9 protein-coding genes and 3 pseudogenes are annotated in these 10,497 nt (G+C 44.1%); 5 read left to right on the forward strand and 7 right to left on the reverse strand.

All coding sequences use genetic code 11. The annotated features are described in order from the left end of the window. Positions 1–78: 78 nt before the first annotated feature. Positions 79–261, forward strand: a pseudogene (locus tag QUA56_RS35475) (ATP-binding protein); the annotation flags it as partial. Positions 262–500: 239 nt separating this feature from the next. Here QUA56_RS35475 and QUA56_RS35480 read toward each other — a convergent pair. Both QUA56_RS35480 and QUA56_RS35485 read right to left on the reverse strand, forming a co-directional pair. Continuing rightward, entirely contained in the window at positions 501–1,679 is a 1,179-nt protein-coding gene (locus QUA56_RS35480; RefSeq protein ID WP_333368411.1) for an MbnH family di-heme enzyme, read from the reverse strand. Positions 1,680–1,792: 113 nt separating this feature from the next. Beyond that, positions 1,793–2,728 carry an MbnP family copper-binding protein gene (locus QUA56_RS35485; RefSeq protein WP_333368414.1) on the reverse strand — a complete coding sequence of 312 codons (936 nt, stop codon included), beginning with the start codon at positions 2,726–2,728 and terminating at the stop codon, positions 1,793–1,795. A 240-nt stretch (positions 2,729–2,968) separates the two neighbouring features. On the opposite strand from QUA56_RS35485, the gene QUA56_RS35490 reads away from it, so the two are divergent. Next, positions 2,969–3,391: a BlaI/MecI/CopY family transcriptional regulator gene (locus tag QUA56_RS35490; protein ID WP_333368416.1), complete on the forward strand. Its 423-nt coding sequence runs from the start codon at positions 2,969–2,971 to the stop codon at positions 3,389–3,391. After that, positions 3,391–4,245: a M56 family metallopeptidase gene (locus QUA56_RS35495; protein ID WP_333368419.1), complete on the forward strand. Its 855-nt coding sequence runs from the start codon at positions 3,391–3,393 to the stop codon at positions 4,243–4,245. Before QUA56_RS35490 ends, QUA56_RS35495 begins: the two co-directional genes overlap by 1 nt. A gap of 1 nt (position 4,246) precedes the next feature. Here QUA56_RS35495 and QUA56_RS37045 read toward each other — a convergent pair. The 3 genes and pseudogenes from QUA56_RS37045 to QUA56_RS35500 form a co-directional block, all read right to left on the reverse strand. Beyond that, positions 4,247–4,300 (reverse strand): annotated as a pseudogene (locus tag QUA56_RS37045) (hypothetical protein); the annotation flags it as partial. Further along, positions 4,278–4,529, reverse strand: a pseudogene (locus tag QUA56_RS37050) (ScaI family restriction endonuclease); the annotation flags it as partial. The pseudogenes QUA56_RS37050 and QUA56_RS37045, both read right to left, overlap by 23 nt. A gap of 62 nt (positions 4,530–4,591) precedes the next feature. Then, the gene (locus tag QUA56_RS35500) at positions 4,592–4,807 is read right to left on the reverse strand and encodes a helix-turn-helix transcriptional regulator (RefSeq protein ID WP_333368422.1); all 216 of its coding nucleotides are present in this window, start codon (positions 4,805–4,807) and stop codon (positions 4,592–4,594) included. 351 nt (positions 4,808–5,158) lie between these two features. Between QUA56_RS35500 and galT the strand changes: the two genes are divergently transcribed. Beyond that, entirely contained in the window at positions 5,159–6,181 is a 1,023-nt protein-coding gene (galT, locus tag QUA56_RS35505; RefSeq protein WP_333368424.1) for a galactose-1-phosphate uridylyltransferase, read from the forward strand. A gap of 237 nt (positions 6,182–6,418) precedes the next feature. Here the strand turns inward: galT and QUA56_RS35510 are convergent, their stop codons facing one another. Then, positions 6,419–6,703, reverse strand: a complete 285-nt coding sequence (locus tag QUA56_RS35510; RefSeq protein ID WP_333368427.1) for a hypothetical protein — start codon at positions 6,701–6,703, stop codon at positions 6,419–6,421. A 156-nt stretch (positions 6,704–6,859) separates the two neighbouring features. Beyond that, positions 6,860–7,837 (reverse strand): acetamidase/formamidase family protein, encoded by a 978-nt coding sequence (locus QUA56_RS35515; RefSeq protein WP_333368430.1) that lies wholly within the window; start codon positions 7,835–7,837, stop codon positions 6,860–6,862. A 696-nt stretch (positions 7,838–8,533) separates the two neighbouring features. Between QUA56_RS35515 and QUA56_RS35520 the strand changes: the two genes are divergently transcribed. Further along, positions 8,534–10,330 (forward strand): metallophosphoesterase family protein, encoded by a 1,797-nt coding sequence (locus QUA56_RS35520; protein ID WP_333368433.1) that lies wholly within the window; start codon positions 8,534–8,536, stop codon positions 10,328–10,330. The last annotated feature ends 167 nt before the right edge of the window (positions 10,331–10,497 follow it).

The raw sequence follows: 10,497 nt of genomic DNA on the forward strand, positions 1-10,497 counted from the left end.
TCTGGTTGCTGGGGGCTTTTTCATTGGTTTATTTTACCAGCTTTTGTCACCGAAGTTTTTTTGACCTGAATCCTTACGGTCAAACAAAAGATATTCGATCATTTATTGACGGCGAAAGCAGTGGGAAAAGGAACGGGTTTAGGTTTTGCGATCGCACGGCAGATTGTAGTTGAGAAACATGGTGGTGCGATCGATGTGAATTCCGCACTAGGTCAAGGGACTGAATTTGCGATCGTTCTGCGAGTCTGTTCCCTCAACTAGGCACACTAGACCTCTTGCAAAAATAATTAGGACGGGCTCTCCGGCGCGTCCCACAAGAAAAAATAACTCTTGTGGGACGGGCCGGAGAGCCCGTCCCATCACTTGATGAAAGGATTTTTGCAAGAGGTCTACTAACCTTATACATCAGATACCTTTGAAAAAGACCCTCACATCCAATTGAACAAAAACGTTCTGGCTTAAAGCCTGAGTCGCAATGAAATTATCTGGGTTATACAGTATTATTCCAGATTCGGATCTCTAAATTCGGGATTATTGATAAATTCTTCATCGGTCAAACTTCGCAGGAAAGCCAACAAATCTCGTTGTTCCTTTACAGTCAACTTAAAGCCTGAAACAAAATTACTTTTGAGCGGGTTTTCACTTCCTACTCCAGCAAATTCTCCTTTCTTAATAGTTCTGCCACCTGCTTTGTAGTGGTCGATAACTTCTTCTAAAGTTTTGATACTTCCGTCGTGCATATAAGGTGCTGTCAAGGCAATATTTCGCAGAGTTGGTGCTTTAAATCTGCCCATGTCTGAGGGTTGGTTCGTAATCTCGTAAACCCCTGTATTGTTGGGCGGATAAGCACCTTTACCGTCGATATTGTACAGGCCTGTATTGTGAAAAGCGATTTCTTTAAAGGCTAGCCGATCGTGCATAATAGAGTCGGACAAATTGAGACCGCCGTGACAGTGAAAGCATTCCAAGCGTTCGCTGTTAAATAATTCTTCTCCCCGTTTGGCTGAGGCTGAAATTGCGCTGGATTCGCCTTGATAGCGGTATCGATCGTAGGCGGAATTGAGGGAAATTAAAGTGCGTTCAAAGGAGGCGATAGCTTTGGTTAAGTTGTTAATACTAATATAATTGTCTCCGGTTCCAAAGGCGGCTGCAAACATTTTAGGGTATTGTAAATCTGACCGCAGCATTGCTAAAAGTTCCTGTTCTTTACCTACCATTCCCATTTCGATCGGGTGTTCGCCAAACAGGGGAACTAATAGCTGAGATTCCAGTTTATTCTGTAGGGGATTTGCCCAAGTCAGCACTGAATTGTAGCCGATATTGGCTAAACTCATGGCATTGCGCGGGTGTTTTTCTCCGGTAGCGCCGACTCCTAATGTTTTGCCGTCGGTGAATGCTTTGGCTTGAATGTGACAGGTAGCGCAGGAAAATTTTCCTGTAACTGACAGGCGTTTTTCGTAGAAAAGATGTCGCCCCAGTTCGACTTTTTCCTTGGTAATTGGGTTATCTGCTGGTACAATTGGTTTTGGCACTGCTGCGGGGATATTCCAATTGTAAGTTGGCGGTGGAGAAGTTGCGATCGCGCTTGTTTCGGGCGACAAAACTTCGCTAATGCTTGTTGCTAAGCAAAATGAGATAATGCAGATAATAGTAAAAGTTAATAGTCGATTTAATTTCATTCTTTTTATCGTAGGGCGGGCACTGCCCACCATTGCTGTTATAGTCCTGGACGCAGAAACCGAGTTTTTTGGAAAAACCCGGTTTATGAAGGGATATATCCGTAATTCGTCTGTTATTTAACCTTAAAGAAACTCTGTTCGGCAGGGGGTTTGCCTCCAAAGGGCAAACCTAGATTTGTCATAATTCCAGCGCAGTCGCTGTCATTCTGTTCTGACATACAGCCGGGAGGAGTATTAGCTTGATTGACTTCCAAATTAGTTTGAGAAACTAGCGATTTGATGTCGGCAACAACTGTGTTTTTTGCGGGATCGAAGTTACTAAAAACTATTTTGGCGGTGTTGGGATTAGCACAGCTACTCGGCTTCAGAGTGTTGCCTTCAGCTTTGCATCCGGTACTTCCTAAATGAATGACAAAACCCTGCACTCCGCCGTGACTGCCTTCTGTGTGAGCAATTTGGCTGCTTTGCCGGCCCGATTTTCCGGCTGGCATTCTGCTAGCCATTTGATTTTTTAGGTCAATCCGCACAAATTTGTAGCCTCCCCGCCAGTTCCACCACAGGGATGTTAAATTGAGGGGAGAAGGTGCTAGACTTGCGTCTCCGTGATTGAGATTGAATGGCAAGCCGAGGGTGAATTGCAGCCCTTTGTAGCTGCCTTTTGGTATTGTGCCAAGAACTCGATCGCGAATTTCTACAGTGCCGTTTGCACAAGCGCCGGATTTATTTTCAAAGTCCAGCAAAGCAATGTTTTGATGCTGCCATTTGCCGTCTTGTTTGAGAGTTAGCGGTACGGCTTTGCCGCTGTTGTCAATTAAGGCAACATCGGATATATAAAAGCGGAAATCTGTAGGAGTAACGGTAGCAGCCGGCGTGCCTAAGTTACTGTAGCTTTCCCCGCAGTTAAACGGCTTTTCCCCCACTGCAGCGCTAAATTTAATCTCCAATTCTTGAGTTTCTGCCGCTGTGGCTTGATGCCGATCGACAGTTGAATAGGTACACAAAATAGCGAGGGCGGCCGCAGTTGAAGCCTGTATTAGTTGTTTGTTCATTTGAGGTTAAGCTTGGGCTGAATGGATGCCCAATATACTGAGTTTGGTAATTTTTGCCTGATTCTTACACTTCTTCGCTTGAATTGTCAAATGACAGCTTGTAAAACTTGTAAATAACAGGATTTATGATTAATTTTTTCTAAAGAAACACTACTCATCACTGTAAATGATGTAAGCTATACAAATAATTACCTCTATGGTAACTAAATCTAAAATCTAAAATCTAAAATCTAAAATAGCATGAATCCTCTGCCCAATTACCGCCCCAAACAACTTTCCCTCGGCCCTTTAGAGGCAGAGATTTTGAACATAGTTTGGGAACTAGAAATTGCTACAGTGAAAGACGTGCACGATCGCATTTTGTCCGATCCCGATCGAGAATTGGCTTACGCTTCAGTAACAACAGTGCTGCGGCGCCTGACAGACAAAGGTTGGCTGGTTTGCGACAAAACAGAACGGACTTTCACTTGGCAACCTTTAGTTTCTTGCGAAGAAGCTCGATCGCTCTTGGCTTACGAGCGATTGCAGAAATTTCTAGCAGTAGGCAATCCCGATATTGTAGCAGCATTTGCTGACAGCCTCGACCAAGCAACTGTCGAACAATTAGAAGAAATTGCCCTTCGCATTCAAGCTGTCCGGCAAGCTAGGGAGGATCAAAAATAATGCACTTAATCCTAATTTCAACTGCACTGATTGCTGCTTGCTGGCTGAGATTGAAATGGTCTTTTCCTCACGGAAATTGGACTCGCCGCTGGCAGCGATCGCTCTTGTTATTCCTGTTTCCCCCCCTGTTATTGCTCGCCACAGCTCTAGCAATTTTATTCATGGGAATTCAAGGACAAATGGTAGGAATCCATATCGTAGGAATTGAGGAAGGGTGGTTGAGCTACTTGCTAGCTGTAACTTTTTTAATAATAGCAGCATTTTGGTGCATGAAGCTAGCCTCCAAGGGCATTTTATTTTTAAATCAAATTCGCAATTGCCCGCAGAAAGAAATAGCCGGAACAACAGTCAGAGTTATGAACACGCCCGCTCTATTTTCGGCTTTAGTTGGTTTTTGGCAACCTGAATTTGCAGTCACTTCGGGTTTGTTGAAAACCCTCGCCCCAGCTCACTTGCAAGCAGTAATTGCCCACGAACAAGCGCACTACTATTACCGCGATACTTTCTGGTTTTTCTGGCTGGGATGGCTGCGGCAAATCACGGCTTGGCTGCCGAATACGCAAGCTTTGTGGGAAGAGTTATTAACGCTGCGGGAATTGCGGGCTGACGCTAAGGCTGCGGCGGGAGTAGATTCTTTGTTATTAGCAGAAGCTTTGCTGTTGGTAGCGAGCTATCCGCACCGATATTTTGATATAGCTTGCGTGGTTGGTGCTGCGGGAGCGCCCAATAGATTGGGAGAGAGAATAGATGCGCTTTTGACAGGGGCAGAAACGCCGCTAAAATCGAATAAGTGGTTTTGGAGTTGGCTGATTTTAACGCTTTTGCCTTTACTAACTGTTCCGTTTCACAGTTAATACTTGAAGAAGTTTTAATTTCAATTGAGAAGTTATGGTTCGGGATGTAAACAATATCTTTTTCGATGGTGCTGCGATCGCGCAGCCAAATTCCGGGGGTATTTGCTGGCGAGTTCTAAGGGGATTAGTTCATGTAAAAAAAATCCCATAATTTGGGGAGTTGGAAATAAATCTACTCCTATTCTGTAGCCTCTGCTGGTTATGCTGGATTGAAAAATTTCACTCCAAACTTGAATAACCACGTCATAAATTTCTTGTGGATCTAGTGGGTGTAGATTTATTAGTTCTAGTGTCTTCTATTCCCAATCTTCGACAGGAAGTCCGGTATAGGGTGATTGCATTTACTCTATTTCCTGCAATAGTTCGCTTGCGATACTCCTAGAGCTTTTGCTAACCGCACAATGTTTAATAGAGCTATGTTTCGCTCACCCCGCTCAATACCACCAATGTAGTTGCGGTGCAGTCCGGCTAGTTCTGCTAACTTTTCTTGGGAAAAGCCCTTTGATGTCCTTAGCCTGCGAACTTGCTCTCCAAATTTTTTTAGCTCTGGATTTTTTGCCACACGAGCAAGATATCGGTGACTGCACTCCAAAATCTACACAATATAAGTGTGATTTAGGATTACATGAAAACAGCACGCCCATAATCCGACGAAGCAGAATTAACTTGATGCCATTACTTTAATTGCTTTCATTGGTACTCCGGGTAATCTAGGGCGTAACAAATAGATTGATGTCTAACGCTTTAGATACCGTCAGTCTGATGTTGGGTAAAGTTTTACTTATGACAACCGACTTAATACCTTCGGAATTAGATATCAAGATTTGTTAACTGTCCGCAATCCGACACTGACAGAGTACACATATTTATCTAAAATAAGAAATGGTTAAACCCTGAAACTGAAGGTAAGAAAGTGTCTGAAATTAGACAAAATCTAATTACCAGAGATTGGGTAATCATCGCCACCGAACGGGCGACAAGACCGGATCAATTCGCTAACAAAAAAAAGTGGGCAGCAGCAGTGCCACCGCACCGTGCCGATTGCCCGTTTTGCGTGGGAAATGAGGAAGACGGAACCTTAGAAACTTGCCGTTTGGGCGATCGCACTGGCTGGAAAGTCCGGGCAATTTACAACAAATATCCCGCACTCTCCCCGACAGCAGAATGGATGAGGATATCATCGGGAATTCACCGCACGATGGCGGGAATCGGCGTTCACGAAGTAATTGTCGAACACCCGCGACACGATTTGACGACCGCTTTGTTGAGAGTTGAAGAAATTGCCAACATACTTTTAGTATACCGCCAGCGGTATGTAGAAATTAGAAAAAATCCCCACATTGAAACAATTATTATCTTCAAAAATCACGGGGAAAGTGCCGGAACTTCTCTCGAACACCCCCACTCGCAGATAGCAGCGACGCCCGTTGTACCCACCCAATTTCGCAGCCGCATCGACGAAGCTATTAGATATTTTGACGACACGGGAGAATGTCTGTTTTGCCGGACTTTGGAAGATGAATTAGCGGCGGGAGAAAGAGTAATTTTTGAGAGTGAACATTTTGTGGCTTTTATCCCTTACGCTGCACTTTCACCCTTCCACACTTGGATTTTTCCGCGCCGGCATTCCTCTTCGTTTGATGAGATTACTGATGCGGAAATTACGGATCTTGCTGAGACTGTTAAAACTGTACTAGCTAAGTTTTATTACGGATTGAACAATCCCGATTACAACTATAATATTCGATCGGTGCCGATCGCTCAACGGGCAACAAAATACTTTCACTGGTATATCGCAATTATTCCCAGAGTCACCAAGCAAGCTGGGTTTGAGTTGGGCAGCGGGATGTTTATCAATACTGCTTTGCCGGAGGAAAGTGCGGAGTTTTTGCGATCGATCGAAATTCCTAGCGACAGTAATTTGGGGTCGATCTAAAGTATCCTGCATCACAATATCTCAAATTGTGGTGAAAATTCAGACAGGCACTATGAGTTTCGAGTCAGTGTTGGGGAACGAAACTGATACTATTTGAGATGAAAGAATTGAAGAATTGGGAATGACTGACAATCTAAGGGTTTGGATCGCGGGCCTAGAGTTGCATTCTTTTTTGAAACAGGTATAATTTATGCTCTAAAGTTAAGAACTTACAAATACTTATGGATTTTATCAAACTCACAATAAACTTTCGACATACTGCCAGCAGTCATCACTAAAAGTACCTCTCAACATATCTCTAATTTGAGCATCGATCGATAATATCCCCTCGTCAGAGTCACCATTCTCGCCACTTTCGCAACTGTCATCAGACAGATGTTCTTGGAGGTGGGCGAGAGTATCGGCAAAATTAGCCAGAAAATAATGTTCGCGCACCCACGCTGTCGGGTCTGGTATTGCTGTATTTCCAAAAGCTCGATCGACTAAATCTTTTTTGGCAGAATCATCAGTTTGATTTTTCATGTTGACTTCGATTTAGGTAGAATTTGTAACTTATGCCATCTTAAGCTTAATTTTCAACAGGATCAGGATCGCGATCGACCACCGCAGTGACAAATTTGTGTAGTTTGTGCGATCGCGATCCTAATTTTTTTGTCGCTTCCGTGTTATTATAGCACATCAAACTCCGCGACCAATAATTTTCACCTCCGGCAAAATACACTTGGGCATCATTCCGTGAACTCCTTTTTGAGGATTGTTGACAGCCTGCGTAATCCGAAAATTTACCGCAAGCGAACAGAAAACATAAGCATCTTCCTCTTTGAAACCTGCAAACTTTTGCAGCCAATAAACCGTCTGTTTTACCGCCATCTCAAACGCTTCATCTAATGTTCTACCGAATCCCATAATCACAATATGAGTGGGCGTTTCCGCAAACGGAAATATCAGAAATAAATCCTTGCGTAAGATGATTTGAATAGTGCCGTTCATCGAAGTTTCAATCGCAGTACCGTCAACTTCACCGTCTCCTTGTGCCGAATGTCCGTCGCCGACGGACAGTAAACCGCCGCGCAGAAAAACAGGTAAAAATAACCGCGTTCCTGGTTGGAGTTCCTGATTGTCCATATTGCCGCCGTAACGCCCAGGAGGAATAGAAGAACGGTTGATTTCTGCATTGGCCACGCCGATAATGCCAAAAAAAGGATGCAGGGGAATCCGAATGCCGCTACCAGGGGGAAATTCTGCAATTTTTTGCTCTAAATCTAGCGGAATAAACCGCAATTTAGGTTCGGGAAAATACTCAGGCAAAGATCCCCATCCGGCGCGAATTGCATTAAATCCTACTGGTAAACTCGGGTAAACATCCTCAATGTGAATTTCTAAAACGTTTCCCGGTTCGGCATTGTTAACATAAATCGGGCCTGTTAGCAAGTGGGGGCCGGGGCCAACTTTGCGGTTGGGAGGCAAATTCTGACAAATATCTAAAAATTCCGGCGTCAAAAATTCCGGCGGCGCCTTGTCAGCAACATAATATCCTGAATAGGTTTCGATATCGATGCGATCGCCCGAATCCACCCTTAAAGCAGGTTCGATATTGGGAGAAAAACCGCCTAAGTGTACGGTTTTGCAGTTAGCTTTGAGAAGGTGGCGAGTCATGGGATTTTAGATTTTAGATTTTAGATTTTAGATTGAAATAAGAGTGTTAAGACTGTTATATAGCGGTTCTCAAGTAAATGAGGTACGTAGTTGGGCTTTAGCCCTCTTAATTGTGCTTATGTAGTTAAGTGAGGTAAGTAACCGGACACAATTAATTACATCAAGCCTTTTGAAGAGGCAAGGTTTTTAGGCGGTATTTTGGGTAATTAATTGTGTCCTACTACTTAAGCACCGCCATCAACTCCCATTACCAATTAATACTCATACCTCATCTACCTGAGAAAGGCTATATCGCAAGTCTAAATCATTTTTGAGAATTTTTTTTAATGAACCGCAGAGGGCGCAGAGGCGCAGAGAAAGAGAATGGAGAGGTCGGAAGATGTCAAAAAATCGTTGAGGTTTGTTAGATGTGAGATATTTTACTAATTTCTTAACTTTTTGATAACGTTGGTAGTTTAAAATTTAAAGTTGGCGGCGCGGGTTTATATGTATTTGGGGGGGGAGTTCTGTTTTGCTGGTGCCCCCCTACAACTAATGACCGAAAGCATCCAGGATACAAGCCCCCGGATTCATCCCTGGAGAAATAAAAAACCTGTATCCGATAAAGGAACCCCCGAATTTATCCGTGGGTTCGCCTCTAAAATCTAAAATCTAAAATCTAAAATCTAAAATCTAAAATCGATTGACTAATGACTTATGTTAACGCCTTTGCCTAATAAAGTAGAAAGTTCTCAAGGTTATTCTGGCAATCCCTGGTTTTTTGCTGTTTTGATTTTGATTGTCCTATTGCTAGGTTTCATGATGCAATCTTACCTTAACAAACCTCAGCTTTTAACCGATCCGTTTCTGCAACTCCCAACAGCAAACTCGGTGCGAGTTGTCTGGTTCACAGAGTTTGCCGGTACTCGCAACACTGTTGCTTACGGCGAAAATTTGAATCAAATTGCGGCGGCAAATACTACAAAGCTAAGCCGCACTCGCGAAGACAAAGACTCGCGCATCTCCGATGAAATGAAACAAAGCATCATTGACAGCAATCCAATTGTCCGCGACATCTGGCGCCATGAAGCAGAACTCCCCAATTTAATGCCCGGTGTTCGCATTCCTTATCGAGTCACCAGCGAAAGGAAAGACGGCGCATCTGTCAACAGCAAAGTTTTTACTCTTTCTCCGACACCAGCAGCAGGAATTGCGCTCAAAATTCTCCTCACTTCCGACCATCAATTGATGCCTATGACATCAGCAAATCTCCAGAAAGTAGCCGAAACAATTGGGAAAGTTGACGCGGTTTTTATGGCAGGAGATTTAATTAATATACCCGATCGCGCTTCTGAATGGTTCGATGACTACCGAGGCCGCGCCTTCTTTCCCACTCTGCAAGGTCGCGCATTTTCAGAACTGGACAAAAACGGCATCAAAACAGTTTACAGCGGCGGCGAACTGATCCAACACGCGCCTTTATTTCCGGCGATTGGCAATCACGAAATCATGGGTCGCTTTGCAACCAACAGCACACTCGGCGACCAATTTAACGATCCTTTTCCCCGCGCTGCTGCCGAAAAAATATACGCTCAACGTGCTGCTTCTTTGAATCCCAATAATGACCCTTCTGTGCGGGAAATATGGCTAAAAAACAATACTTTTAATAGCGATACCTATGACGAAATTTTCAATTTACCTGGGGGCAAAAATTACTATGCTGTGACTTTTGGCGACGTGCGGTTAGTGACTTTGTACGTTGCGAATATCTGGCGGACTCCGAATTTAGATTCGGGTGCCAGAGGCAGGTATCGGGAACGGGACGAAGATTTTAATAATCCCGAAAAATGGGGATACGGACAGCATATTTTTGAGCCGATTGTCAAGGGTAGCGCTCAATATACTTGGCTGCAACAAGAGTTAAAGAGTTCGGAATTCCAGCAGGCAAAATATAAAATTGTGATGTTTCACCACCCGCCGCATTCTCTGGGTGACAATATTGTACCTGCTTATACTGACCCTGTGCAAATAGTCGATCGCGCTCTCGATGGCGAGATTAAAATGGTGCGTTACGAGTATCCCAAACAGCAAGATTATCTGATTCGAGATGTAGTGCCGTTGCTAGAAACAGCGGGGGTGCAGTTGGTATTTTACGGACATTCGCACTTGTGGAATCGGTTTGTCAGTTCCAGCGGAATGCACTTTTTGGAGACTTCAAATGTGGGCAACAGTTACGGTGCTTTTGCGGGGGAAAAGCGCCGATTTGTGCCGCCGGGATATCGGGAAGATTACAGCGCTATTGGAGACCCGAACGGATTGGAACCTGTGGTGCCGACTGTTGCGCCTTTGTTGGGAGAAGACGGGCGGCCGCTGCCGTATATTGAGAGTAACGATATTACGGCTTTTACTATTTTTGATACGGGGGAGGGTACGGTTAGCAGCTACTATTTTGATACGCGGAAACCGGAGTCGGAAGTGGTGAAGTTTGATGAGTTTAAGTTGAAAAATTCGTAAACTAATGCAGTTTTTTGGGGTGCGGATTGCGAACCTTACCCTATTTGTGCAACGAGTAAGGTTCGTCATGCCGTGTCTTTACAAATATTTCAGGACTAAGGCCAACTGTCACAAGACTTTTAGGTATGTTGTTGCACTTGGGCGCTCTTAGGATATGAAAGAGCGCC

It is taken from the genome of Microcoleus sp. N3A4 (assembly GCF_036701805.1).
Lineage (GTDB): Bacteria > Cyanobacteriota > Cyanobacteriia > Cyanobacteriales > Microcoleaceae > Microcoleus.

Bases quoted from the DNA above. Each gene is read 5' to 3' on its own strand.
- QUA56_RS35480 (WP_333368411.1), bottom strand. From the start codon at position 1,679: ATGAAATTAAATCGACTATTAACTTTTACTATTATCTGCATTATCTCA.
- QUA56_RS35485 (WP_333368414.1), bottom strand. From the start codon at position 2,728: ATGAACAAACAACTAATACAGGCTTCAACTGCGGCCGCCCTCGCTATT.
- QUA56_RS35490 (WP_333368416.1), top strand. From the start codon at position 2,969: ATGAATCCTCTGCCCAATTACCGCCCCAAACAACTTTCCCTCGGCCCT.
- QUA56_RS35495 (WP_333368419.1), top strand. From the start codon at position 3,391: ATGCACTTAATCCTAATTTCAACTGCACTGATTGCTGCTTGCTGGCTG.
- QUA56_RS35510 (WP_333368427.1), bottom strand. From the start codon at position 6,703: ATGAAAAATCAAACTGATGATTCTGCCAAAAAAGATTTAGTCGATCGA.
- QUA56_RS35515 (WP_333368430.1), bottom strand. From the start codon at position 7,837: ATGACTCGCCACCTTCTCAAAGCTAACTGCAAAACCGTACACTTAGGC.
- QUA56_RS35520 (WP_333368433.1), top strand. From the start codon at position 8,534: ATGTTAACGCCTTTGCCTAATAAAGTAGAAAGTTCTCAAGGTTATTCT.